The organism is Corynebacterium sp. UD i78 (assembly GCF_056280545.1).
Genome location: NZ_JBWCED010000001.1, coordinates 3,082,435 through 3,105,637, shown reverse-complemented (window position 1 = coordinate 3,105,637; position 23,203 = coordinate 3,082,435). Strand labels below are relative to the sequence as shown.

At 68.3% G+C, this 23,203-nt stretch carries 23 protein-coding genes and 1 riboswitch; of the genes, 4 read left to right on the top strand and 19 right to left on the bottom strand.

Annotated elements, in window-relative coordinates; all coding sequences use genetic code 11:
- Position 1 precedes the first annotated feature (1 nt).
- The 8 genes from ACZ9GM_RS14495 to gcvP are packed head-to-tail and all read right to left on the bottom strand — an operon-like array spanning position 2 to position 9,272.
- The gene (locus ACZ9GM_RS14495; RefSeq protein WP_476038261.1) at positions 2–1,198 is read right to left on the bottom strand and encodes a glycoside hydrolase family 76 protein; all 1,197 of its coding nucleotides are present in this window, start codon (positions 1,196–1,198) and stop codon (positions 2–4) included.
- Positions 1,199–1,208: 10 nt separating this feature from the next.
- Positions 1,209–1,871 (bottom strand): TrmH family RNA methyltransferase, encoded by a 663-nt coding sequence (locus ACZ9GM_RS14490; RefSeq protein ID WP_291476074.1) that lies wholly within the window; start codon positions 1,869–1,871, stop codon positions 1,209–1,211.
- Positions 1,864–2,541: a lysoplasmalogenase family protein gene (locus ACZ9GM_RS14485; protein WP_291476073.1), complete on the bottom strand. Its 678-nt coding sequence runs from the start codon at positions 2,539–2,541 to the stop codon at positions 1,864–1,866. The genes ACZ9GM_RS14490 and ACZ9GM_RS14485 overlap by 8 nt, the downstream gene beginning before the upstream one ends.
- A gap of 20 nt (positions 2,542–2,561) precedes the next feature.
- Positions 2,562–3,113, bottom strand: coding sequence for an orotate phosphoribosyltransferase (gene pyrE / locus ACZ9GM_RS14480; protein ID WP_291476072.1), 552 nt, complete (start codon positions 3,111–3,113; stop codon positions 2,562–2,564).
- Positions 3,114–3,170: 57 nt separating this feature from the next.
- Positions 3,171–4,676, bottom strand: a complete 1,506-nt coding sequence (locus ACZ9GM_RS14475) for a hypothetical protein (RefSeq protein ID WP_476038260.1) — start codon at positions 4,674–4,676, stop codon at positions 3,171–3,173.
- A 20-nt stretch (positions 4,677–4,696) separates the two neighbouring features.
- Positions 4,697–5,089 (bottom strand): glycine cleavage system protein GcvH, encoded by a 393-nt coding sequence (gene gcvH / locus ACZ9GM_RS14470; RefSeq protein WP_291476069.1) that lies wholly within the window; start codon positions 5,087–5,089, stop codon positions 4,697–4,699.
- Positions 5,090–5,119: 30 nt separating this feature from the next.
- Complete coding sequence (gene gcvT, locus ACZ9GM_RS14465; protein WP_476038259.1) at positions 5,120–6,313, bottom strand: glycine cleavage system aminomethyltransferase GcvT; 1,194 nt, start codon at positions 6,311–6,313, stop codon at positions 5,120–5,122.
- The gene (gene gcvP / locus ACZ9GM_RS14460; RefSeq protein ID WP_476038258.1) at positions 6,306–9,272 is read right to left on the bottom strand and encodes an aminomethyl-transferring glycine dehydrogenase; all 2,967 of its coding nucleotides are present in this window, start codon (positions 9,270–9,272) and stop codon (positions 6,306–6,308) included. The genes gcvT and gcvP overlap by 8 nt, the downstream gene beginning before the upstream one ends.
- 60 nt (positions 9,273–9,332) lie before the next feature.
- Positions 9,333–9,459, bottom strand: a riboswitch (glycine riboswitch).
- A 453-nt stretch (positions 9,460–9,912) separates the two neighbouring features.
- Between gcvP and ACZ9GM_RS14455 the strand changes: the two genes are divergently transcribed.
- Entirely contained in the window at positions 9,913–10,794 is an 882-nt protein-coding gene (locus ACZ9GM_RS14455) for an SDR family oxidoreductase (RefSeq protein WP_291476064.1), read from the top strand.
- On the opposite strand, the gene ACZ9GM_RS14450 is transcribed toward ACZ9GM_RS14455, so the two are convergent.
- From ACZ9GM_RS14450 to ACZ9GM_RS14440, 3 genes are read right to left on the bottom strand one after another with little or no spacing between them, the layout of a single operon-like run.
- Complete coding sequence (locus ACZ9GM_RS14450) at positions 10,708–11,214, bottom strand: hypothetical protein (protein WP_291476062.1); 507 nt, start codon at positions 11,212–11,214, stop codon at positions 10,708–10,710. The two genes, ACZ9GM_RS14455 and ACZ9GM_RS14450, sit on opposite strands and share 87 nt — an antisense overlap.
- Positions 11,215–11,232: 18 nt before the next feature.
- Positions 11,233–11,751 carry a PTS sugar transporter subunit IIA gene (locus tag ACZ9GM_RS14445; protein WP_476038257.1) on the bottom strand — a complete coding sequence of 173 codons (519 nt, stop codon included), beginning with the start codon at positions 11,749–11,751 and terminating at the stop codon, positions 11,233–11,235.
- Between the two features lie 60 nt (positions 11,752–11,811).
- Positions 11,812–12,606, bottom strand: a complete 795-nt coding sequence (locus ACZ9GM_RS14440) for a sulfurtransferase (RefSeq protein WP_476038256.1) — start codon at positions 12,604–12,606, stop codon at positions 11,812–11,814.
- A 150-nt stretch (positions 12,607–12,756) separates the two neighbouring features.
- Here ACZ9GM_RS14440 and ACZ9GM_RS14435 point away from each other — a divergent pair, with 150 nt between their 5' ends.
- On the top strand, positions 12,757–13,503 hold the full coding sequence (locus tag ACZ9GM_RS14435; RefSeq protein ID WP_291476056.1) for a trimeric intracellular cation channel family protein: 747 nt from the start codon (positions 12,757–12,759) through the stop codon (positions 13,501–13,503).
- A 13-nt stretch (positions 13,504–13,516) separates the two neighbouring features.
- On the opposite strand, the gene ACZ9GM_RS14430 is transcribed toward ACZ9GM_RS14435, so the two are convergent.
- The 6 genes from ACZ9GM_RS14430 to clpB all read right to left on the bottom strand — a co-directional run bounded on the left by ACZ9GM_RS14430 (position 13,517) and on the right by clpB (position 20,488).
- Positions 13,517–14,140 (bottom strand): response regulator transcription factor, encoded by a 624-nt coding sequence (locus ACZ9GM_RS14430; RefSeq protein WP_291476054.1) that lies wholly within the window; start codon positions 14,138–14,140, stop codon positions 13,517–13,519.
- Positions 14,137–15,309 carry a sensor histidine kinase gene (locus ACZ9GM_RS14425; protein ID WP_476038255.1) on the bottom strand — a complete coding sequence of 391 codons (1,173 nt, stop codon included), beginning with the start codon at positions 15,307–15,309 and terminating at the stop codon, positions 14,137–14,139. The genes ACZ9GM_RS14430 and ACZ9GM_RS14425 overlap by 4 nt, the downstream gene beginning before the upstream one ends.
- Before the next feature lie 14 nt (positions 15,310–15,323).
- Positions 15,324–16,124: an ABC transporter permease gene (locus ACZ9GM_RS14420; protein WP_291476050.1), complete on the bottom strand. Its 801-nt coding sequence runs from the start codon at positions 16,122–16,124 to the stop codon at positions 15,324–15,326.
- Between the two features lie 25 nt (positions 16,125–16,149).
- On the bottom strand, positions 16,150–17,097 hold the full coding sequence (locus tag ACZ9GM_RS14415; RefSeq protein WP_291476048.1) for an ABC transporter ATP-binding protein: 948 nt from the start codon (positions 17,095–17,097) through the stop codon (positions 16,150–16,152).
- Between the two features lie 152 nt (positions 17,098–17,249).
- A complete protein-coding gene (locus ACZ9GM_RS14410) occupies positions 17,250–17,738 on the bottom strand; it encodes a DUF4265 domain-containing protein (RefSeq protein WP_291476046.1) in 489 nt (162 codons plus the stop codon).
- Positions 17,739–17,905: 167 nt separating this feature from the next.
- Positions 17,906–20,488 (bottom strand): ATP-dependent chaperone ClpB, encoded by a 2,583-nt coding sequence (clpB, locus tag ACZ9GM_RS14405; protein WP_476038254.1) that lies wholly within the window; start codon positions 20,486–20,488, stop codon positions 17,906–17,908.
- A gap of 174 nt (positions 20,489–20,662) precedes the next feature.
- On the opposite strand from clpB, the gene ACZ9GM_RS14400 reads away from it, so the two are divergent.
- Positions 20,663–20,989, top strand: a complete 327-nt coding sequence (locus ACZ9GM_RS14400; protein ID WP_476038253.1) for a hypothetical protein — start codon at positions 20,663–20,665, stop codon at positions 20,987–20,989.
- Complete coding sequence (locus ACZ9GM_RS14395; RefSeq protein ID WP_476038252.1) at positions 20,986–21,150, top strand: hypothetical protein; 165 nt, start codon at positions 20,986–20,988, stop codon at positions 21,148–21,150. Before ACZ9GM_RS14400 ends, ACZ9GM_RS14395 begins: the two co-directional genes overlap by 4 nt.
- 154 nt (positions 21,151–21,304) lie before the next feature.
- On the opposite strand, the gene ACZ9GM_RS14390 is transcribed toward ACZ9GM_RS14395, so the two are convergent.
- Together ACZ9GM_RS14390 and ACZ9GM_RS14385 are read right to left on the bottom strand one after the other, a co-directional pair.
- Positions 21,305–21,892 (bottom strand): CGNR zinc finger domain-containing protein, encoded by a 588-nt coding sequence (locus ACZ9GM_RS14390; protein WP_414120395.1) that lies wholly within the window; start codon positions 21,890–21,892, stop codon positions 21,305–21,307.
- Positions 21,893–21,966: 74 nt separating this feature from the next.
- Entirely contained in the window at positions 21,967–23,160 is a 1,194-nt protein-coding gene (locus ACZ9GM_RS14385; RefSeq protein WP_476038251.1) for an MFS transporter, read from the bottom strand.
- Between the last annotated feature and the right edge of the window lie 43 nt (positions 23,161–23,203).

Below are 23,203 nucleotides of genomic sequence, written 5' to 3'. Positions count from 1 at the left end.
GTCAGCGGGTGGTGTCGGGTGTGTCTCCGCTGACCTTCGCGGCCGCCTCCATGAGCATCCAGCCTGACAGCTGCACTGACAGGTCCCGCTCCGGCACCCCCAGATCGGCCCCGGCACCGGTGGCGATGGTGGAGCCGATCCGGTTGCCCGACTGCGGCAGGGCGGCGTCGTCCATCCAGGAGGATCCGAACAGCGGCAGGCCGTCGACCTCCAGACGGTGGTGCCACACTGAGTCGGCGGACTGCATCACCAGCCGCTTCGCCAGCTGACGGGTCGCCCGGCTAAGCCGGTCGTCACTGGGCAGGTCGGTGACGACCAGGGCGAGGTATCGGGCGAGGATGCCCTTGAACAGGCCTCCGTCTCCACCACCGTTGCCGTTGCCGCCCCGGCCCGTCCCCAGGCCGATGACGCCGTCCGGCGACGCCAGGTGTGAGGCTACGGCCTGCACCAGCTGGTGGACGCGGGTGATGTGCTCGGTGCCGACCTCACTCACCGCGTGCTGTGGAATCCCCGCCTCGCGGCGCTGCGTCCGGGCGAGTTCGACAAGTGCCCCGAGAACGACGCCCTGGTTGTAGGTGTGGACCTGGGTGACAGGGTCCTCACCGTGCACACGCAGCCGCACCCCGTCCATGACCAGACCGTCGGTGTTGATCAGGCGAGGGTAGATCCACTCCACCAGCTGTGCGGCAAGGTCGGTCCGCCCGGTACGGGCGGCGAGGATCGCGACGGGTCCGTTGGTCGGGACATTGAAGAAGTTCTCGTCAACCTTCCACGGCAGGGCGCCCGTCAGCGGGTCGACGCCCTCGATGATCGACGCCTCGAGCCCCGGCAGGTACCGCACGGTCCCGTACTTCGGCAGGTCCTGGGCCCGGTGCATGGCCAGGGCGAGCCAGGTGCGGTCATCGTAGAACTCGTTGTAGGGCAGCGGCCGACGGTTGCGGATCCGCATTCCCCGGATGGTGCGGCGGATGGCTCGCAGGCGGAGCCCGGTGTCGCGGCGGGTCGCGGCGTCCACCTGGCAGTCGATGAAGTGGGCCTGCCACCAGTAGTGCCAGTGGTAGAAGAACTTGTCGCGGGTCGACGGCGGCCACGCGATGACGCCGAGGGTGGTCTTCGGGATCCCCCAGAGCCGGGACGCGTGCCGCTCGAAGACGGCCTGCTCGGCCAGATCTGCGCGGTGGTCCCAGAGTTCGTCCATGAGTCCGTTTCTACCAGGCATTTTCCAGGCTCGCGTGCTGCCTGATCCAGGCGTGCATCGCGATGCCCGCGGCCACGCCCGCGTTGATCGACCGGGTCGAGCCGAACTGGGCGATGCTCACCGTCATCGAGGCCCCTGCCTGCGCTTCGGCGGTGACACCCGGACCTTCCTGCCCGAACAGCAGCAGGCAACGCTCCGGGAGCTCCGCGGTCTCCAGGGGCACCGATCCGGGGGTGTTGTCCACGGCCACGACAACGAGGTCGTGCGCGGCCGCGTAGTCCATGACCGAGTCCGTGTCCGGATGGTGCTCGAGGTGCTGGTAGCGGTCGGTGACCATCGCTCCTCGCCGGTTCCACCGCTTCCGGCCGACGATGTGGACGGTGTCCACGGCGAAGGCGTTGGCGGTGCGCACGACAGTGCCGATGTTCGAGTCGTTCTCGAAGTTCTCGATGGCGATGTGCAGGGCATGCCGACGCGCGTCGATGTCGGCGATGATCGCCTCGGTGCGCCACCAGCGGTAGGCGTCCACGACATTGCGGCGGTCACCGTCATCGAGCAGGTCCGGGTCGTACTCCTCACCGGTGGGGCGCGGGACGCCCGGATTCTCGGCCTCCCAGGGGCCCACCCCGACCGGGTGCGGGAACCACTCGGTGGGGCCGTTGCCCTCAGTCACGGGTGAGACCCTCGACGATCAGCAGCTGTGCGGCGACATAGGTCGCCATGACCAGACTGTCGACCAGCCCGTCGAGCACGCGGACCAGAGGCTTCTCCCCGGTGAGGAAAGCCTGTCGGGCGAGGATCAGTCCGTCGGAGAGGACGAAAAGGTTGCCGCCGAGCCCCAGTGGGGTGGTCTCTCCCTCATCCGCGGCGAGCACCGAAGTTCCCGCGAGCAGGGAACCGTAGCCGACGGCGGCGGGCAGGGCGGCCGGGGCGCCGGTCGCCGCAGTGACGACGCCGGACGCCAGCACCGGTGCACGCAGGGCGACCGTGTTCTTCCTCGGCCGGTGTCCGGCGTGCCACAGCTCGGCGATGTAGGACACCTGGTTGAGTGCGAAGGCCGCCGAGCCGCGGTTGAGGTTGCGGGCGCGGACCCGGGAATCGTCGCTGCGACCGTCCGCACCCATGAGGATGATGTCGCCGACCCAGCCCCCGGTCAGGCCTGCGACCACGGTCGTGGTCGCCTTCCGCTGACCTCGCGCCAGCACGGTGCCGGCGAGCAACGGCATCAGGGTGGGCTTGACGATGCGGGTGAGCCGGTCACCACGGCGTCCTGCCGCAGCGGCGACGACGGACACTGCCCCGGCGGCGAGATACGCGGTGCGCAGAGCACGGGCGGTGGACATAGGTGGTCTCCTCGGCAGACTCAGGCCAGGCCGAGATCGGACAGGCCGAGCAGGCTGCGGTACTCCACACCCTCGGCCTCGATGACGTCCCTGGCGCCGGTGGCCCGGTCGACGACAGTGGCCACACCGACGACGGTCGCGCCGGCCGCCCGCACCGCGGCGACGGCGGTGAGCGGCGAGTTGCCGGTGGTGGTCGTGTCCTCGACGACGAGGACGCGGCGGCCCTCGATGTCCGGCCCCTCGATACGGCGTTGCATGCCGTGCTTCTTGGCCTCCTTGCGCACCACGAAGGCGTCCACCCCGTCACCGGAGTGCATGACCGAGGTGGCCACAGGGTCCGCACCCAGGGTCAGGCCACCGACGGCGACGTAGTCCCAGTCGGCGGTGAGCTCGCGGAGCAGTTCGCCGATGAGCTTCGCGGACTCGCGGTGCAGCGTCGCGCGACGCAGGTCCACGTAGTAGTCGGCCTCCTTGCCGGAGGAGAGAGTGACCTTCCCGCGGACGACGGAGAGTTCGGTGACCAGCTCAGCGAGCCGCTTCAGCTTCTCGGGGTTGACGGTGGGTGCGCTCATGGCAGGCTCCTTACGGTGACGTGTTCGACCACCGATAGTACGGGCCCCGACGGGCGCTCAGTTGTCGGGGTCCGTGACGTCCGGATCAACGACTTCAGGGTCGACGACGTCGTAATCGTCGGTGGAGTCGGCGGAATCACGGTCGGCACCGGCATGCCGCGCGTCCGGGCCGCGGTGGCGTCCCCGGGAGACAGTGCCGGTGGGACCGGTGGAGCTGGTGGAGGTGGAGCTGGTGGAGTCGGAGAAGATCGTCGCGGACGTCCCGGCCCGCACGATCCGGGGCCCGTCGTCGTCGGAGACATCGGCCGTGGGCTCCTCGCCCAGTGCCGGGATACTGGTCAGACCGTCTTCGGTGACGTCCTCAGGCCATGATCCGTCGAGGTCTGCCTCGCCGTAGACCTGCCCGCGGGACCGGGTCGGGAACTCCACCGGATCGGAGGGACGCTCTACCTTCGGGTGCGCGGGCTCTCCGGTCTCCTCCGGCTCAACGGCGTCCCCGGTCCCCGCCTCGGGTTCAGGCTCCGGAGCAGCGGGGGCGTCGGGCACGGCACGCAGGTGCCCGGGGCGCGCGGTGGCGGTGTCTCCGTCAGCGTCGTCCGCGGCATCTGCGGCGGACGGATCGACCGGGATGAGTACCCCGGACGCCGGACGGGGACGCGTCGGATCGGCGACGGAGATATCGAGGGTGGCGGTGGTCACCAGGGGCGGGAGTACCCGGGCAGCGGAGCCCAGCGCCGCCAGGTGCGGCAGAAGTGCGTCCCAGCGGTCCGCGTCGGTACGACGGGCACACCGGGCCACCACCCACGCCCCGGAGAAGGCGACGTCGGAAACCACTCCGGACAGCGCGGCGAGTGCCTCGTCGACACGGCTGTCGAGCATCCGTCCGACTGCCCGCGTGTCCGAGGCGTAGACGGTGAAGGGCATCCGGTCGAGGTCGGCGTCATGCCGCATCCCGGCCGGCATCGCGGCAGCGGTGGTGACGTGGACATCGACCGGGGAGTACGCACCCCGGCGCAACGCCAGGAGGGTTGACCCGGCGACATCGGCGATGTGCACCTGGTGACCGTCGAGGAACCCGGAAACCAGGTCCCGGGCCGCAGGCCCCTGGTCGGTCGCGGAGATCTCGCGGATCAGGCTGACCGGCCATTCCGCGGTGAGGAAGGCATCCTCCCGGGTGTACTCGAAGCCGTGGGCGGTGGCCCAGTGCCGCCGCCCCCGACGACCGGTGAAGCCGGACGACCCCGGGGCAGGAACCGCTTCCGGCTCAGGTGTCCCGCCCGTGGCTGCGTCCTCCCCGGACTGTTCTTCCTGGTCGGACGCCGGTTCCCGGTCACTCCCCTGCTTCGACCCGGAGGCAGTGGCATTGACAGGGGCATTGACAGGGGCAGCGGCCGACGGCCAGGCGGACGGGCGTGCCCGGTCAGCTGACGGCGTCCCGGCCTCGTGACGGCCCTGTTCCCGATGTTCCCCCGGTGCCGCCGGTCGCGAGGCACGCAGGAACAGGCCCGCGGCCACGAGAAGCAGCACGAGCCCGAGAACGAGGGCGACAACAGCGAAAGACATCAGGGCACAGTGTATGAGACCTAGACGTTGTCTGCGGCGTAGGCCTCATGGTCGAGGAGGTCGTCGGCTGCGGGAACCACAGTGACGGTGACCTCGTAGAGCCAGCCGGCACCGTAGGGGTCCTCGTTGATGATGCCGGCGTTGTCGGCGATCTCCTCGTTGACGGCGGTGATCTCGCCGGAGACCGGGGCGTAGATGTCGGAGACCGACTTGGTGGACTCGACCTCGCCGAAGGGCTCGCCGGCCTCGATCTCGGTGCCGACCTCGGGCAGCTCGGCGAAGACGATCTCACCCAGGGCGTCGGCCGCGATGTGGGTGATGCCGACGCGCACGGTGTCACCGGCGTTGATGTCGGTCGAGTTCACCCACTCGTGCTCCTCGGAGTACAGGCGGTCGGTGGGAAGTGCAGTCATGGTTCTCTCCTCAGTGTGGTTGGGTGCAGTTTACTTTTCGCGGCTGTAGAACGGCAGCGCGACGACGGTGTACGGGAAGTCCTTGCCGCGGATGTCGACGATGACGGTCGACCCTTCGGCCGCTGATCCGCCCTCGGCTGCGGCTTCGGTGGTGACGTAGCCCATCGCGACCGGGTGGCCGAGCGTCGGCGAGAGCGCACCGGAGGTCACCTCACCGATCCGGTTGCCCTCGGCATCCCGGATCTCGTAACCGCCACGCGCGGCACGCTTACCCTCACCGGCCAGGCCGATGCGGATCTGCTTCGTGCCCTGCTCCTTGGCGGCGATGATGGCCTCACGCCCGACGAACTCGTCCTTGGACTTCGTCGCGGCGAGGATACCGAGACCGGCATCCACCGGGGTCAGGTCCAGGGACAGCTCGTTGCCGTAGAGCGGCATGCCGGCCTCCAGGCGCAGCGTGTCGCGGGCGGCGAGACCGCACGGCAGGACACCGTACCGCTCACCGGCGGCGAGGGCGGCACCCCAGATCTTCGCGGGTGCTTCACCGGGGACGCCGGTGGCGTCGTTGTCGACGAAGATCTCGAAGCCGTCCTCGCCGGTGTAGCCGGTGCGGGCGATGATCGCGGGGACGCCGGCGACGGTGCCCTGGAAAGCGGCGTAGTAGCCGAGACCGGCGACCGCGGCGGCCACGGAGTTGTCCTCGGACGATGCACCGGATGCCTCGGGAGCGTCGGTGACCTCCTCGACGATCTGCAGCATGACATCGGCGGCCTTCGGGCCCTGCACGGCGATGAGCGAGATGTCGGTGGTCTGGTCGACGAGGGTGACATTGAAGTGCCCGACCCGCTCGGTGAGTGCGGCGAAGACCGCCGGGGCGTTGCCGGCGTTGGGGATGACCAGGTACTCCTCGGGAGCGAGGACATAGGTGATGAGGTCGTCGATGATACCGCCATCGTCGGTGCAGATCATCGAGTACTTCGCCTTGCCGACCTTCACCGCGGAGATGCGGGAGACCAGGGCGTGGTCCAGGAATGCGGCGGCGTCCGGACCGGTGACCCGGACCTCGCCCATGTGGGAGAGGTCGAAGAGGCCGACGGCCTCGCGCACGGCGCGGTGCTCCTCGAGCTCCTTGCCGTACTTCAGGGGCATGTCCCAGCCACCGAAGTCGGTGAACTTCGCACCGAGTTCGGCGTGGACGGGGTGGAGTGCGGTCTCGTTACTCATTGTTCTCGCTCTCTGAATCGGACTCGGTGTCGAACTCGGTGTCGGACTCGGTGTCGGACTCGATGTCGAAGGCGTCCAGCGGCGGGCAGGAGCAGACCAGGTTGCGGTCGCCGTAGGCGTCGTCGATGCGGCGGGTCGCCGGGAAGTACTTGTCCCGGCGCAGCGTAGCGACCGGGAAGGCGGCCTTGGTACGGGAGAAGTGACCACCGGAGACGGCGTCCTCGAAATCGTCGCGGACGACGGACTCCACGGTGAACGGCGCGTGGCGCAGGACCGAGTCCTCCACGGCGACGTCACCGGCGATGATCTCGTCGATTTCGGCGCGGATGGTCTTCATCGCGGTGATGAAGCGGTCCAGTTCGCCCTTGTCCTCGGACTCGGTCGGCTCGACCATGAGCGTCCCGGTGACCGGGAAGGCCAGGGTCGGGGCGTGGAAGCCGAAGTCCATGAGGCGCTTGGAGACGTCCGCGGCGGTCACGCCCGACTGCTTGGTCAGCTCCCGCAGGTCGAGGATGCACTCGTGGCCGACAAGACCGCTCTCACCGGTGTAGAGCGTGGGGACGGTGTCCGCGAGCTGCGCGGAGATGTAGTTCGCATTGACCAGCGCCATGCGGGACGCCTCAGTCAGCCCCTCGTCACCCATCATCGCGATGTAGGTCCAGGAGATCGGCAGGACGCCGGCGGAACCGTAGGTCGCCGCGGAGACCGGGCGTCCCTCCTGGACGCCGGGGGCGACCGTCGGGTCGTTCCACGGGTCGGTCGGCAGGAACGGGATAAGGTGCTCGGCGACACACACCGGGCCGACACCCGGGCCACCGCCACCGTGGGGGATGGTGAAGGTCTTGTGCAGGTTGAGGTGGCTGACGTCGCCGCCGAAGACACCCGGCTGTGCGAGACCGACCAGGGCGTTGAGGTTCGCACCGTCGATGTAGACCTGGCCGCCGGTGGCGTGGACCTTCTCGCAGACCTGGCCGACGTGCTCCTCGAAGACACCGTGGGTGGACGGGTAGGTGATCATGATGCCGGCGATCCGGTCGCTGTACTTCGCGATCTTCGCGTCGAGGTCGTCCAGGTCGATGGACCCGTCCCCGGCGTTCTTCACGGCGACCACACCCAGACCGGCGAGTGCGGCGGAGGCGGCGTTGGTGCCGTGGGCGGACGCCGGGATGAGCACCAGGGTGCGCTGGTCGTCGCCGTTGGCGAGGTGGTAGCGGCGGATCGCCAGCAGACCGGCGAACTCACCCTGCGAACCGGCGTTCGGCTGGACGGAGACCGCGGCGTAGCCGGTGATCTTCGCGAGCCGCTCCTCCAGGTCCTCGATGAGCTCGAGCCAGCCGGTGGCCTGCTCGGCGGGGACCAGCGGGTGGATGTCGGCGAACTCCGGCCAGGTGATCGGCTCCATGGAGATCGCGGCGTTGAGCTTCATGGTGCAGGAGCCCAGCGGGATCATCGTGCGGTCCAGAGCCAGGTCACGGTCGGCCAGGCGACGCATGTAGCGCATCATCTGGGTCTCGGAGGAGACCGAGTGGAAGACCGGGTGGGTGAGGATCTCATCGGTGCGCAGGATGCTGTCCTCACCACCGAGCGGTCCGTTCTCCGGCTCGAAAGCGGAGGTGTCGACCGTGGTATGGGCACCGGCGATGACGCGGACCAGGGCGGCGACGTCCTCGTCGGTGGTGGACTCACCCACGGAGACACCGACGTGGGTCTCGTCGACGAGGCGCAGGTTGAAGCCCTCGTCGCAGGCGGCGGCGACGACCGAGGCGGCATCGGTGACCTCGACGGTGACGGTGTCGAAGAAGAGGTCGGAGGCCAGGGTCAGGCCCTCACCGGTGAGACCGACGGCCAGGGCGACGGCGCGGCCGTGGAGCTCGGAAGCGATGGCGCGCAGGCCGGCCGGACCGTGCCAGACGGCGTAGAAGCTGGCGACGACGGCGAGCAGTGCCTGGGCGGTGCAGATGTTCGAGGTCGCCTTGTCACGGCGGATGTGCTGCTCACGGGTCTGCAGGGCGAGACGGTATGCCGGGGTGCCGTCGGCGTCGACGGAGACACCGACGATGCGGCCGGGCATCTTGCGCTGGTACTCGGCGCGGCAGGCCAGGAAGGCGGCGTGCGGGCCACCGAAGAACAGCGGGACGCCGAAGCGCTGGGCGGAGCCCACGGCGATGTCGGCACCGGCCTCGCCCGGAGACTGGACGAGGACCTGGGCCAGCAGGTCGGCGGCGACGGTGACGAGTCCGCCACGGTCGTGGACTGCGGCGATAACCTCGGGGAGGTCGGCGCGGAGTTCACCGGTGGTGGCCGGGTTGGAGATCACGGCGCCGACGATCACGGTGCCTTCTGCGTCCAGAGCCGCCACGGAGGCGGCGTCCACGGTGGTGATGACCACGGGGATGTCGGCGGCGGCGGCGCGGGCGAGGGTGATGTTGAGGCTGGAATCGTGCAGGGCCTCGTCCAGCAGGACGACGCCGCCCTTCTTCGCGGCCTTCGCGTTCTGGCGGGCCATCATCTGGGTGGCCTCGGCGACGGCGGTGGCCTCGTCGAGCAGGGATGCACCGGCGATCGGCAGGCCGGTGAGGTCCTCGACCATGGTCTGGAAGTTCAGCAGGGCCTCGAGACGGCCCTGGGAGATCTCCGGCTGGTACGGAGTGTAGGCGGTGTACCAGGCGGGGTTCTCGACGATGTTGCGGCGGATGACCGCCGGGGTGACCGTGTCGTAGTAGCCGGCGCCGATGAGCTGCTTCTTCAGCGTGTTCTTGCCGGCGAAGCCCTTGAGGGTCGCCAGGGCGTCCTGCTCGTCGAGGGCGGGGGCGAGGCCGATCGGGGCGGTCTGGGCGATGGACGCCGGGACCGCGGCGGCGGCGAGCGCTTCAGTGCTCTCGTAGCCGAGGGTGTCGAGGATGGCCTGGGTGTCGGTGGCGTTCGGGCCGATGTGCCGACGGAAATGGGGGGCTGCCATGTCTTCTTCTTCCTGCGCAGGGCTGAACCCCGACGCACGGAGGGTGCTGTGGATGGTAGTCCTCCCCACTCTGTCGATGGTGCCTGAGAGCTTCAGCATGACCACGCTGGTGTGCTTTCGAGGGTGCCTTTCTCCTTCGGCGGCGGGTCACGGACGACGGTGACCTGCTCTTTCCAGAGTTGCCTCACCATGGCGGTACGGGTGCCTGAGAGTGTCTGACGGGGAGGTGTTTGCTCCTACGGCGGCCGGTTGGTGCCAGGTTTCCCTGACGCCAGAGCCGATCTCTCCCACCACGGTTACGAGCGGCGCATTCAGTTGTGGATCGCGCTTGAGTTCGTGCGGAGGTCAGTATAACCGGTGCGGTGACGTGGAACACGTCGAACGGCGGGGCCTCCCCCCGACCGGCTCCCTTTCTGACTCACGTCCGCCCCTGTCCCGGAAAAGTGTTACCAGGAGACAGCACCTCATTTCGGCATTTCCCCAGGTCGCAAAAAGCAGGTCGCCAAAAGTACTACCGATGAAAACCGGTAACACTTTCTGACGCTCCACCGCAGTGACCGTCTGTCAGCCTCCGACCGCCACCACCGTCGCAACCACGGCTTCACCCCACCGGAGCCCGGGTGCAGGTAACAATGTAAGTATGACGAAACGACGCCTCCGCAACCCCTTCTCCCGCTTCAGCACTCCGGAGCTGCCCACCGTCGGCCCCGGAGACACCGCCCTTGTCACCGGAGCCACCTCCGGCATCGGCCGGGCCACGGCGACAGCTCTGGTGAAAGCCGGTTTCCGCGTCATCGGCACCTCGCGCAATCCGGGGTCCCTCCACTCGGTGGCGAACACCCCGGAGGAGGTCACCCTCGTCCCCCTCGACCTCTCCGACCCGGCGAGCATCGACCGGCTCCCGGGTGAGCTTGAGAAGATCAGGGCAGGCACAGTCTCTGTACTGGTCAACAATGCCGGCGAGTCCCAGAACGGCCCACTGGAGGAACTCCCGCATGACGCGATGACGCGTCTGTTCCAGATCAACGTCATCGGCCAGGTCGAGGTCACCCAGAAGCTCCTGCCCGCCATGCGTGACCAGGGCAGCGGCCGGATCGTCTTCGTCGGCTCGATGCTCGGCAGCTTCCCCCTGGCCCACCGCGGTTCCTACGGGGCCTCGAAGGCCGCGGTGAAGGCCTTCGGATTCTCCGCCCGACGGGAACTCCGCCCCTTCGGCATCGGAGTCTCCGTCATGGAACCCGGTGCGATCGACACCGGCATTTCCCAGCGCCGCACCGTCTACATCGACAAACAGGGCCCCTACTCCGACGAATTCGGCACCATGCTGAAGAACCTCAACGCCAACGAGGCCAAGGGCATCTCCGCCGACGAGGTCGCCGACGAGATCATGGAGGCGGTCACCGACCCCCGGCCGAAGCCGCTGTACGCCGCCGGTTCAAGCGCCGGTATCGCTTTTCCGGCGTCCCGCCTGCTCCCGCGGGACGCCATGCACGGGATCATCGCGAAGCGGCACGGCATCTGATTCCGTGTCGGCATCCGGACGGTCCCCGTTGAAGCGCCGGGAGTACAGCAGGTCGCGCCACGGAGAGCCGGACACGGCCAGCACCGCCGCCGCCATACCACCGGTGAACATGGATGCCCCGCTGATGACTGCGATCCACAACGGATTTCCCCCACCCGGCCCCTGTACCACCATGGTGACCAGTGCGCCGATGACACCGACCCAGCTGAAGGCGATGAACATCCGGTTGACGGGATGGCGCCGCGGACCGAAGTAGCCACGCTCGGTGCCCACCACACCGACCATGAACAGGAGCAGCTCGATGACGAAGAAGCCGTAGAACACGGCCGAGACATAGTCGGCGTCGAGTCGCTCGGCGACCCTGGTCATGGCGATGAGCATGAGGAAGGCCGCTGCAGTGGAGGTGAATCGGCGCAGCATGTCCCCAGTGTGCCACGTCTACAACTCGAAAAGAACGTCCCCCGGTTCGCAGGGCTCACCCGGCAGAAGACCGGTAGCCACGACGTTCTGCTGCATGGCGACGACCGGCACCAGCGGGTCGAAGCCGAGGCGCCCGAGCTGACGGGGCGCGTAGGTCGTGATCCGCTCCCCCACGGTCACCTGCTGCCCCTCGGTGGCGTGCGGGGAGAAGCCGGTGCCGTCGAGCATGTCGGTGTCGATGCCGAGCTGGGTGTACACCGCGGTGCCGTCCTCGGTGACGATGAGGAAGAAGTGCGGCATGAGGCGCCGCAGCTCCCCACTCACCGGGGCGACCACGGTGACATGTTCCACGTCGTAGTCCGGGATCACGGCCACGCCCGCCCCGAACGCACCGGAGGCGAACCGGGGGTCCGGGACCGACTCCAGTGGTGCCACGGTCCCGGACATCGGGGTGACGACCTGGAGTACGGGGCCGTCGGGGACGACTGCGGGGGTGTCTGCAGCGTCGTCTGCAACGGAGGTGGCGAAGGGTTCCATGGGGGACAGCATATGGTCTCCCCGATCAGTTCACCTGACAAACGGTCGGATTAACGGGTTTCACACACCGAGTGCCACCGGCAGATGCCGGTTGCCGGCCCACTGAGACCAGCCGCCGACGAAGTGGCGCGCCCCGGGCAGCCCGGCGTGCTCCATGAGAGCCAGGAACAGCGCCGAATCCACACCGGACCCCGAGTAGACGGCGACCTTCGACGGATCGACACCGTCCGGTCCACCGATCCCCCGGCGTGCCAGTCGCTCCGCCACGACCTCCGGATCAGCGACACCACCGGTCTCCAGGAGCAGCTCGACGGGGAAGTTCACCGCACCCGGGACGTGCCCGGCGCGACGGTCGTGGGGTTCGCGGCGTCCGATGAAACGTCCCTCGCCGCGGACGTCGACAAGCAGGTTGCCGGACGTGACCCAGTCGTCGAGTTCCTCGAGCTCGATGGTCGGCATTCCGCCGGTGGAGATCTCGAAGGTGCCGCGTCCGCGCAGGCATCCGATTCCGCCGGCGACGTCACCGCCGGCCGCCTCCCACGCGGGTGTTCCACCGGCGATGATCTTCACGTCGTCGACCCCCGCCCAGCGCAGCACCCACCAGGCACGTGCGGCCCAGAACATCCGGCCGGAATCGTAGATCCGCACCGGCACACCAGCTGAAATCCCCCAGTCGGTGACGAAGTGCTGGAGCATCGTCGGGTTGGGCAGAGGGTTGCGTCCGGTCTCCGGGGACGGAGTGCCGGCGAGCATGCGCAGGGGGTCACACCAGAAGGCACCGGGGATATGCTGCGAGACGTAGGCGTCCCAGGAAGCGTTGTCCTGCGGCGCCCAGTGTGAGTCGAGGATGATCATCCGGTCGCCGCGGGGTGGTGGCGGCGAGAAGGTCGTCCGCCGAAAAGAAGGGGCTCATGCCCGCCATCTTAGGAGGACGGGGAAAGTTCTGCCGTCCGGGGACCGCAGGGGACTACTGAGGATGCCGAAACTCTCCGATACTCTGACGCCATGGACTTCGTCGATCCGTCAGTGAGGACGGTCTACTCGGTACTGGACCTGACCGGTGTGGTGCTTTACGGGATGATCGGCGCGACGATCGCACGCTCCCGCAACTTCGACTTCGTCGGCATCATCTTCCTGGCGATCATCACCGCCCTGGGCGGCGGTATGATCCGCGACCTGCTCATCGACAACGGACCACCGGCTGCAATGCAGGACATGAGGTATTTCGGCCTCGCACTCGTCGGCGCGGTGCTGGCGACGGCGATCCACATGAACTCGCGGGGATGGGAGATCTTCCGCGTCCACGGGGACGCCGTGGTCCTGGGCGTCTGGGCGGCGACCGGATCCTCGAAGGCGCTGGCCAACGGACTCCCGTGGTCCTCGGCACTGTTCCTCGGGGTGCTCACCGTCGTCGGCGGCGGCATGATCCGGGATGTGATGACCGGGTCGGTGCCGGAGATCTTCGGCGGGGCGACGCTCTACGCCACCCCGGCGGCACTGACCGCCACACTGATGGTGGGGATCTGGTCGGTCAACGAGTCCGGGGTGTCCGGGGAAGTCCCTGTGCTGTTCATCGGTATGATCGTCGCCCCGGCACTCGGCGCCGGGATGATGATCCTGTCCTACTGGCGGGGCTGGAAACTCCCCGGCACGCAGGACCTGTCCTGGGCCGCACAGCGCAAACTGCAGCGTCCGATGACGCTCGCCCGGGACATGGCGCGACGCCGCGGCCGGATGCGCCGGAAGAAGTAGTCCGGGGTCAGCCTCAGAGCCAGTCGCGCTCGCGGGCGATCCGCCACGCCTCAAAGCGGGTGGACGCCCCGGTCTTCCCCATCGCCGCGGAGAGGTAGTTCCGCGTCGTTCCGGACGCCAGGTGCACCTCCGCGGCGATCCGTTCGACCGATCCGCCGCGTCCCGCAGCTTCGAGGACCTCGGCCTCCCGCTCGGTCAGCGGGGATTCCCCGGCACCGATCGCCGCGGCCGCGAGGTCCGGGTCGAGGTAGCGGCGTCCGGCGTGGACGGTACGCACCCCGGCCGCGAACTCTGCGGCGGTGGAGGTCTTGCGGACGAACCCGGGCACTCCGGCGGCGAGCGCCTGCTTGAGCTGACGGGGACGGCCGTGACTGGTGACGATGAGCACGGCGGCACCTGCAGTACCGGCGGGCTTCTCCCCCAACCGCCGTGCGGTCTCCACCCCGTCGATCCCGCCGAGCTGCAGGTCCATGACCACCACATCGGCGGTGTGGCCCGCATCCCACCAGTCCAGCAGCTCCTCGCCGGATCCGAGCGTGGCGAGGACCTCCAGATCCTCCTCCAGCCCGAGGAGGGTGGACAGGGAACTGGCGACGAGCGCCTCGTCATCTACGACGACAACCGTGATGGTGTTCATTGGTCCGCTCCTCTCAGCGTGACAGTGAAGAGGCTACCGTCACGTTCAGCGACCAGTGACGCCCCCGACGGCTCCGCCCGGCGTCGGATCCCGGCCAGTCCTGAGAGCCGGTCGATGTCCACCGCTACCCCGTCGTTGGTGACCGTCACCGTGTCCGGGGCGAGGGTCAGCCGCACCCACTCGGCGTCCGAGTGCTTGACCACGTTGGTCGTCGCCTCGCGCACCAGCCAGGCGGCGATCTCACGCAGCGGGCCAGGAAGCGCTGTCGGATCCCCCTCGACCGTCAGGGTGATGCCCGCGGACTCCAGCAGTTCCCGGGAACCGGTGATCTCGGTGGAGAGGTTCACGGTGCGGTAGCCCTCGACCACATCATGCATCTCGGTGACCGACGCACTCGCCAGCGACTGCAGTTCGGCGAGCTCGGCGTCCAACCGGTCATCCCCGCGGACGGCGAGTGCCCGGGCGAGTTCGGTCTTCACGGAGATCGCGGCGAGGCGCTGGCCGAGGGTGTCGTGGAGTTCCTGGGCGAAGCGGAGGCGTTCCTCGCTGACCTGCAGTGCACTCTCGGTGATCCGGGCACGGTCGAGCTGCTTGGCGATGTTCACTGTCCACACGGAGAGCAGTGTCGTCATGAGGAAGAACGGGATGAACAGGGCCATCCACCAGAGCTCGCCGAGAACGACCGCAGTCACCACAGTGGCGGCCACGGTGACGGGCCAGTGGTACGGCAGCCACGGCATCACCGCGAGCGGCATGATCAGCAGCGACACGACGATGAGCGGCAGACCACCGTCGGAGGTCCCGTCGGACCCCAGCAGCGTCAGCAGAAGCCCCGCCGACCAGCAGGACGCCCCGAGCACCGTCGCGGAGGGCAGCAGCCAGGGCACGTCGCGGCGAGGGGCGGTGGTGAACTCGGTGCGGAGTTCGAGGACGGCGACACCCGCGGTGATGAGCAGCAGGGACGCGACGCTGTCGACGGTGGTGAGCCAGGCAGGCGGGGTGACGTCACCGACGTCACTGTTGACCTCGCCGGGCACGAAGGCGACGACGACCACCATGTACAGGCCGAAGAACACGACCATCGCCTCGAGCGACAGCCGTGTGTAGACGGCGAGTTTCGCGCCGCCGTCGAGGTCACGCCACATCCGGAAGGGATTCACGGCACCCATTGTGTCAGTTCCTGTCAGCTCCGGACGTCCCACTTCACCCACTTCGCGCCTGCCCACAGGCAGATGACCGCCCAGGCGGCCAGCAGGATCATCATCGGCCAGGTCTCACCGAGGACGCCGGTGAAGTCCAGCGGGGCAGCACCGTCATCGGCGATGCGCTGGGTCATGGTGTTGCCGGCCCAGCCGTACTGGGAAAGGTCGAAGACCAGGGCGAACGGGGTGCGTTCGATGACGCTGTTGACGCTGTCGGGGAACATCTGGCGGATGCTGCCCATCGAGGCGAACATGAGGATCATCACGGGCAATGAGGTGATCTGCGCGGCCTCCGCGTTCTTCGTCATACCACTGGTGACCAGTGCCAGGCCGGTGCAGACGGCGAGTCCGAGCAGGACGGCGACGATGACCGGGAGCACATTCACCGGCCCCGGTGCACCGAGGAGGACGAGGGCCACGGCCATGACGACGGTGAACACGACCGTGAGGACAGCACCGGGGAAGGAGAAGGCTCCGAGGATCTCGGCGTCCCGGGCCTCTCCGGTACGCAGCCGTTTCATCACACCCTCATCGCGACGGGTCGTGGCCATCGACAGCACCGTGTAGAACTGCACGAACATCAGGGCGAAGACCAGGAAGTACTCCAGGGCGATGGCTGCGGCGTCCGCGATACCGGCGTCATCGGTCGCCCTGGTGACGAAGAACATCACGAGACCGAAGCCGAGAGGGAAGACAGCGGCGTTGATGAGCAGGGTGCGGTTGCGCGCGAACTGGAGGGTCTCGGCGCGGGCGAGAGCCGTGGTCCGGGTTGCGGTGGTCATGATTGATTCCTTTTCGTGTGTCTGTCTACGCAGCCTGTGCATCCGCACCGGCGATACGGCGGAAGACGCGTTCGAGGCTGGCGGGGCGGGCGGTGAAGTGGTCGAAGGCGATGCCCTGGCCGGCGGCCCAGGCGAGGAGCCGGTGGGTGTCCTCCTGCAACCGGGTGGTCTGGATCTGCAGCCGGTTGCCGTCGCGGGTGACGAGCGCGCCGGGGAAGTCGGGGAGACTCTTCACCCCGTTGCCTGGCAGCGTGGCGGTGATCTCCGCACCTTCGGCGGCGACGAGTTCGTCCAGGCTGCCTTCGACGGCGATGCGTCCGGCGTGCATGATCGCGATGCGGTCGGCGAGCCGTTCGGCTTCCTCGAGGTAGTGGGTGGTGAGGACCATGGTGACACCGCGGGCCTTGAGTCCGGCGAGCAGATCCCAGGTCCGGGCGCGGGACTCGGGGTCCAGGCCGGTGGTGGGCTCGTCGAGGAAGATGACGCGGGGGTCGTTGAGCAGTGCGCAGGCCAGGTCGAGGCGGCGCTGCTCGCCGCCGGAGAGGGAGCCGACGCGGGTGGTGAGGCGGTGGTTCAGGTCAACCTCGGCGAGGACTTCGTCGGTCGGACGGGGGGTCGAGCAGGTGCCGGCCCACATGCGCATGGTCTCTGCGACGGTGAGTTCCTTGGGGAGTCCACCGTTCTGCAGCATGATGCCGAGGTCGGGACGGACGAGGTCACGGTCGTCCTGCGGATCGTGGCCGAAGATGGCGACGGTGCCGTCGGTCGCGGCCGCCAGCCCCTCGATGACTTCGAGCGAGGACGTCTTGCCGGCGCCGTTGGTGCCGAGGAGACCGTAGACCTCACCACGGTGGACATCGAAGCTGATGCCGTCGACGGCGGTGTAGGCGTCCTTCTTCTTTCCGGCGGGGCGGTAGGTACGGGTCAGGTCGCGCACCCGGATGACGGGGGCGGTGGTGGTTGCTGTGCTCATGCCTCCGATCGTGCCGGGGACGCGTCGTCGCTGGTAGAGGCGTTTGTCACGGGTTGTCGCGCATCTGTCACCGGGTTCGTGTGACAGGTGTCATGTCGTTCCGGCGCCGGACGGGCGTGAGGCACAGCCTCCGAAACCGGACCGCCCATACGTCACGGCAGGACCTTGACCACCCCGGCGTCCTCCCAGGCGTCGCAGAGGGTGCCGATGTCCCCGGAGTCCACGTCCGGGCCGACGCCGACCGCGAGGACGTGGTTGCCGATCCGCTCGACCACGCAGCCGGAGACGATGAGCTGCCCGGCCAGACGCTCCCGCAGGCCCGGTTCCTCCCCCGGATGCTCGTCGTCGACCAGCAGGCGGATCGTGGTGCTGCCGCCGTGCAGGACCAGCTCGTCGACGATCAAGCCGCCGCGGGATTCCGAGCAGGAGACGATGTCCCCGTGGGTGAGGTGCGTGGCGACGACCGGGACGGAGCGGATGACATAGTTCCCGCCGCCGATGTCCCAGGTCACCAGGCTTTCACTGGTGACGCCCGCGGGACGCCCGGGGGCGGCGTCCAGACAGGCGGTGACGGTACGGACAGAGTTGGTGTTGTGTGGTGGGAGTGGTGTCGACCGGAGGTGGTGCTTCGGCTGAGTCATGACGCACCAGCATAGGCTCCCCTTACCTGCGCCGACAGGGTCACCACCGGATCGTGACCTATCTCACTGCCGGAGGCCCCTCCACAGACGGAAGTCCTCACCACCAGGGGAACGCCCGGAGAGCCCGGAGCGCACCTCAGGAGGTGAGGACTTCAGGACGAGGAGTGTCACTCCTCGTGGGCGACGGCCTCGATGACCAGGGAATCCACCCCGTCGGCGATGTGCGGGTCAACGTCGACCTGCACCGTGTCGCCGTCGCGGACCTCACCGGCGAGCAGCTTCTTCGCCAGTGCGTCCCCGATCGCCTTCTGGATCAGACGACGCAGCGGACGGGCACCGTAGGCCGGCTCGTAACCACGCTCGGCGAGCCATCCCTTCGCAGCCTCCGTGACCTGCAGGTCCAGACGACGGGCGGCCAGCCGCTCCGCGAGCTGCCGGACCTGGATCTCCACGATGGACTTCAGCTGTTCGGCAGACAGGGACTCGAAGATCACCACGTCGTCGAGACGGTTGATGAACTCCGGCTTGAAGGCGTGCTTCACCGCGTCCATCACCTGCTCGTCCGTGCCACCGGCACCCAGGTTCGAGGTCAGGATCAGGATCGTGTTGCGGAAATCCACGGTCCGGCCCTGGCCGTCGGTCAGGCGTCCTTCATCGAGAACCTGCAGCAACACGTCGAAGACATCCGGGTGCGCCTTCTCGACCTCGTCGAACAGCACCACGGTGTACGGGCGACGCCGTACGGCCTCGGTGAGCTGTCCACCGGCGTCGTAGCCGACGTATCCGGGGGGAGCACCGACAAGTCGGGCCACGGAGTGCTTCTCGCCGTACTCGGACATGTCGATCCGGACCATGGCATGGTCGTCGTCGAAGAGGAACTCCGCCAGCGACTTCGCCAGCTCGGTCTTACCGACACCGGTCGGACCGAGGAAGAGGAAGGAACCGGTCGGACGGTCCGGGTCGGCGACACCGGCCCGGGAACGACGCACCGCGTCAGAGACAGCGGTGACGGCGTCCGTCTGACCGACGACACGACCACCGAGCACCTGCTCCATGGCGAGCAGCTTCTCGGTCTCACCCTGCAGCATCTTGCCGGCAGGGATGCCGGTCCAGGCGGCGACGACCTCGGCGATGGTGTCCGGGGTGACCTCCTCGGTGAGCATGCGCTCCTCCTCGGCCTTGGCGGCGGACGCCTCAGCCTCGGCGAGCTCCTTCTCCAGCTCCGGGATGCGGCCGTAGCGCAGTTCGGCGACCCGGGCATAGTCCCCGTCGCGCTCGGCGATCTCGGACTCGGTCTTCAGCGAGTCCAGTTCCTCCTTGAGGGAGCGGACCGCGTCGATGGAACCCTTCTCGTTCTCCCACCGGGCGGTGAGGCCCGACAGCTTCTCCCGCTCGTCGGCGAGTTCGGCACGCAGCTTGACCAGGCGTTCCTTGGAGGCCTCATCGGTCTCCTGGCTCAGCGCCATCTCCTCGATCTCGAGGCGGCGGACGACACGCTCGGCATCGTCGATCTCCTCGGGGCGCGAGTCGATCTCCATGCGCAGCCGGGACCCGGCCTCGTCGACGAGGTCGATGGCCTTGTCCGGCAGGAACCGGCTGGTGATGTAGCGGTCCGACAGGGTCGCGGCACTGACCAGCGCGGAATCCTGGATCCGGACGCCGTGGTGGACCTCGTAGCGCTCCTTGAGGCCACGCAGGATGCCGATGGTGTCCTCCACCGTCGGTTCACCGACGTAGACCTGCTGGAAGCGGCGCTCCAGGGCGGCGTCCTTCTCGATGTACTTGCGGTACTCGTCGAGGGTGGTCGCGCCGACCAGGCGCAGCTCACCACGGGCGAGCAGCGGCTTGATCATGTTGCCGGCGTCCATGGCGGACTCACCGGTGGCACCGGCACCGACGATGGTGTGCAGCTCGTCGATGAAGGTGATGATCTCGCCCTCGGCCTCCTTGATCTCGTCGAGGACCGCCTTGAGGCGTTCCTCGAACTCGCCGCGGTACTTCGCGCCGGCGACCATGGAGCCGAGGTCCAGGCTGATCAGCTTCTTGCCGCGCAGCGACTCGGGCACGTCGCCGGCGACGATGCGCCGGGCGAGGCCCTCGACGATGGCGGTCTTGCCCACGCCGGGCTCACCGATGAGCACCGGGTTGTTCTTCGTGCGGCGGCTCAGCACCTGGACGACACGGCGGATCTCCTGGTCACGACCGATGACCGGGTCGATCTTGCCTTCGCGGGCCCGGGCGGTGAGGTCGGTGGAGTACTTCTCCAGCGCCTGGAACTGCCCTTCGGGCTCCTCGGTGGTGACCTTGCGGTTGCCGCGGACGGACTCGAAGGCGCCGCGGATCGCCTCAAAGGTGCCGCCGCGGTTCTGGAGGGCCTGGGCGGCGTCCGAGCTGCCCTTGGCGATGCCGGCGAGCAGGACCTCGGTGGAGACGTAGGTGTCGCCGAGTTCCTCGGCGAGTTCCTGCGCGGCGGTGAGGGCGTTGAGGGCGTCCCGGTTGAAGTTCGGGTTTGCCATGCCGGAGCCCTGCGCCGACGGGTAGCCGTCGACGAGGTCGCGGGCGTCGGACAGGACGCCCTGGGGGTCGACCCCGGCGGCCTGAAGGACCGGCCGGGCGATGGAATCCTCCTGGTCGAGGATGGCGACCAGGAGGTGGGCGGGCCGGATGTCCGGGTTGCCCTTGGCACTGGCGGACTGCAGCGCAGCCTGCATGGCCTCCTGGGTGCGGGTGGTGGGGGTGAAACCGCTCATGTATCTCCCTTTCGTGCTGGTGTGTGGACGGACGGTCGCTGTGCCACACACTGTGGACGCTGCCGCGTCCCTGCCGCTTGGCTTTAGCCTACCGCTGTCAACTCTATCGGTTACACAGGGTATAACGGCGTGGTGGTTGAGTATGTTCCACTCAAGTTTCAATTTCGTGGTGATGTGCGTCACTTTCTGCCGGTCGTCGTGTCGGTGGGCGCCCTGATCGTGTCCGTCATCGTCGCTGTGCATCAACGGACATCGACCAACAGCGCCTCCTGGTGGAGCCGGATGATGGACGCCCTGGAGCTCACCGCCTCCGATGACCATCTCAGACAGGAGGTAGGTTGGCTGTTCCTCGACGAACTCGCGGCATCGCCGTTACGGAGCCGCGAGGACAGACACATCGTCGTGGGTCTGCTGGCACTGATCACCGAGGTGACAGCCGATGGAGAACACCCGGGATCCACACTAGGCTCGACATCATCCACCGAGGAGGACATGCCATGAGCACGCAGCGGCCCACCGATGACGAACTTACCGAGCGCACCCGCCAGGAAGGCGCCACCCGGGTACTTGAGACCATTCAGCGCAAGCATCCGTGGGCGATCAAGGAACTCGAGCGCCGCGAACGCGAAAAGGCCGCGTGGCGGGCGAAGCACCGACACTGACCCCGGTGCCCGCGGAACGAACCGATAGGTCGAATTTCCGGTCTCCGGACCGCACCTCGGCTCGTGAACCCGACCGCCCCGGGGCACGATCGACCCCTCGGTTCGTGAACCCGACACCCGCAGGCGGCGTCCACCACCTCCCCGGGACGTGGGCCTAGGCGCCGGCCGCGGCCTCCCGGGCCCGGTCATCGAAACGCTTCACCTTCGCACGGTTCCCGCAGGTGGACATGGAGCACCACCGCCGCCGGTTGCCCCGTGACGTGTCGAGAAAGACCATGCCGCACCGCGGCTGCGCGCACTCCTTGATGCGCTCGGGCGCAGTCGTGGCGAAGAGATTCACCGCATCCGCCGCCAGCAGGCCGAGAACCTGGGAGACCGTTGCCGGCCCGCCTTCCCCGGTCACTGCAAACGACGTGCCGTCCCAGGTCAGCGCGGGCACCGGCTGAGACAGTGCCAGCCGGTTCACGGTATCGAGATCCGCCGGTTCCACGTTCCCCAGTGCCAGGTCATGGACGGCCTCCCGCAGGTGGACGGCATCCGCCAGTTCAGTGTCGGTCGGCATACCGGCCGGTGCATCGAGCGTGAACCAGTCGGCCTCGTCGCCGGCACGGCTGATCCAGTCCCGCAGCCCCTCGGCGTCCGCGAGCAGGTCGCGGCGACCGAGGACGTCGTCGTTGCGTCCGCGCAGGGTGTTCACGAGGTCGAGGCTGGGTCGTCCGCCGAGAAAGAGGATCTCACTCATGCCCACCATTGTGCTCCTGTGTGCTCCTGTGCGCTTCCGACTGCACCGTCCCTGCTGCGGCATCACAGGCAGGGTCAGAGGCGGCGTCCGGCGAGGGCCACCCCGACGGCGACGACGACGGCGGACAGTGCGGAGAACGCGACGGCGGCGGTCCCCAGCCCGGCACTGCGTTGGACGACGCCCACGAGGACGACGGGGACGGACGCCAGCAGGTAGACGAGGAAGTAGAACAGCGATACCGCGGAGACACGTTCGGCGACGTCCTGCGCGGCGGCGGAGACCGCGGCGACCGAGCGGGAGAGCGTCATCCCCTGCCCGATGCCGCTGACCACAGCGGCGAGAATGTAGAGCCACATCTGTCCGGTGCCGACGGCGACCGCCAGCAGCACCAGACCCAGGATGACGGCGGACGCCCCGGTCAGGACGCCGGAGCGCAGTCCGACCCGTTTCAGCGCGAACTGGGCAACCGCGGAGCCGGCGAACGTGCAGGCGACGACCAGACCGCTGACGGTGAAGGAGGCGTCCACCCCGATCTCCGTGAGGAACGCCGGGGTGAGCGCGGCGATGAGGCCGAAGACCCCCACGCCGGCCAGGCCGATCAGGGCGAGCCCGTGGAACGCCGGCCGGAAACCTGCGGCACTCGGCGGGCGGAACCACCCGGTCCAGGGCACGGGTCCGGTGGTGTCCGCCCGGCGGAGCAGGACCAGCTGGATCACGAGGAGCACCAGGAGTGCGAGGTGCACCGTGAACACCACCGTCACCGGGGACGCGGCGTGGTCCGCGGCGATGCCGCCGAGCACCGGGCCGAGTCCCATGCCGGAGACGTTGCAGGCGGTGGCGGCGACAGCGGTGCGCTGCCGGTGTTCCGGGGCGGTGAGCTCCACCGCCAGGGTGGTGCCCACGCTCATGACGAAGCCGCAGGCGATGCCGGTGAAGATCCGGGCGGCCAGCAGCCAGCCGATGCCGTCGGCGGCCAGGAACAGCAGGTTGCTGACGATCCCCGCAGCGGCGGCGAGGACGAGGGTGTACCGCTGTCCGACGCGGGCGGTGACGGCGTTGACCAGGACGAGTCCCACGGCGATGCCGACGGCGTACATCACGTAGATCACGGTGATGGAGCCGGTGGTGACCTCGAAGTCACGGCCGTAGATGTAGTACAGCGGCGTCGGCATGTTCGAGTGCGCCATGACGACGACCATGAGGCCGAGGACGGTGGCGACGAGCGACGCGGAGCTGCGTGGCGGCGAGGCGGGATGCGCGTTGTTCATGGGGGTGAGAGTGCCCGATGACCGACTAACCTGTCAAACAGGT

What these genes read in the sequence shown, in the direction of transcription:
- ACZ9GM_RS14495 (WP_476038261.1), bottom strand. Translation starts at nt 1,198, where the DNA reads ATGGACGAACTCTGGGACCACCGCGCAGATCTGGCCGAGCAGGCCGTC.
- ACZ9GM_RS14485 (WP_291476073.1), bottom strand. Translation starts at nt 2,541, where the DNA reads ATGTCCACCGCCCGTGCTCTGCGCACCGCGTATCTCGCCGCCGGGGCA.
- pyrE (WP_291476072.1), bottom strand. Translation starts at nt 3,113, where the DNA reads ATGAGCGCACCCACCGTCAACCCCGAGAAGCTGAAGCGGCTCGCTGAG.
- ACZ9GM_RS14475 (WP_476038260.1), bottom strand. Translation starts at nt 4,676, where the DNA reads ATGTCTTTCGCTGTTGTCGCCCTCGTTCTCGGGCTCGTGCTGCTTCTC.
- gcvH (WP_291476069.1), bottom strand. Translation starts at nt 5,089, where the DNA reads ATGACTGCACTTCCCACCGACCGCCTGTACTCCGAGGAGCACGAGTGG.
- gcvT (WP_476038259.1), bottom strand. Translation starts at nt 6,313, where the DNA reads ATGAGTAACGAGACCGCACTCCACCCCGTCCACGCCGAACTCGGTGCG.
- gcvP (WP_476038258.1), bottom strand. Translation starts at nt 9,272, where the DNA reads ATGGCAGCCCCCCATTTCCGTCGGCACATCGGCCCGAACGCCACCGAC.
- ACZ9GM_RS14455 (WP_291476064.1), top strand. Translation starts at nt 9,913, where the DNA reads ATGACGAAACGACGCCTCCGCAACCCCTTCTCCCGCTTCAGCACTCCG.
- ACZ9GM_RS14450 (WP_291476062.1), bottom strand. Translation starts at nt 11,214, where the DNA reads ATGCTGCGCCGATTCACCTCCACTGCAGCGGCCTTCCTCATGCTCATC.
- ACZ9GM_RS14445 (WP_476038257.1), bottom strand. Translation starts at nt 11,751, where the DNA reads ATGGAACCCTTCGCCACCTCCGTTGCAGACGACGCTGCAGACACCCCC.
- ACZ9GM_RS14440 (WP_476038256.1), bottom strand. Translation starts at nt 12,606, where the DNA reads ATGATCATCCTCGACTCACACTGGGCGCCGCAGGACAACGCTTCCTGG.
- ACZ9GM_RS14435 (WP_291476056.1), top strand. Translation starts at nt 12,757, where the DNA reads ATGGACTTCGTCGATCCGTCAGTGAGGACGGTCTACTCGGTACTGGAC.
- ACZ9GM_RS14430 (WP_291476054.1), bottom strand. Translation starts at nt 14,140, where the DNA reads ATGAACACCATCACGGTTGTCGTCGTAGATGACGAGGCGCTCGTCGCC.
- ACZ9GM_RS14425 (WP_476038255.1), bottom strand. Translation starts at nt 15,309, where the DNA reads ATGGGTGCCGTGAATCCCTTCCGGATGTGGCGTGACCTCGACGGCGGC.
- ACZ9GM_RS14420 (WP_291476050.1), bottom strand. Translation starts at nt 16,124, where the DNA reads ATGACCACCGCAACCCGGACCACGGCTCTCGCCCGCGCCGAGACCCTC.
- ACZ9GM_RS14415 (WP_291476048.1), bottom strand. Translation starts at nt 17,097, where the DNA reads ATGAGCACAGCAACCACCACCGCCCCCGTCATCCGGGTGCGCGACCTG.
- ACZ9GM_RS14410 (WP_291476046.1), bottom strand. Translation starts at nt 17,738, where the DNA reads ATGACTCAGCCGAAGCACCACCTCCGGTCGACACCACTCCCACCACAC.
- clpB (WP_476038254.1), bottom strand. Translation starts at nt 20,488, where the DNA reads ATGAGCGGTTTCACCCCCACCACCCGCACCCAGGAGGCCATGCAGGCT.
- ACZ9GM_RS14395 (WP_476038252.1), top strand. Translation starts at nt 20,986, where the DNA reads ATGAGCACGCAGCGGCCCACCGATGACGAACTTACCGAGCGCACCCGC.
- ACZ9GM_RS14390 (WP_414120395.1), bottom strand. Translation starts at nt 21,892, where the DNA reads ATGAGTGAGATCCTCTTTCTCGGCGGACGACCCAGCCTCGACCTCGTG.
- ACZ9GM_RS14385 (WP_476038251.1), bottom strand. Translation starts at nt 23,160, where the DNA reads ATGAACAACGCGCATCCCGCCTCGCCGCCACGCAGCTCCGCGTCGCTC.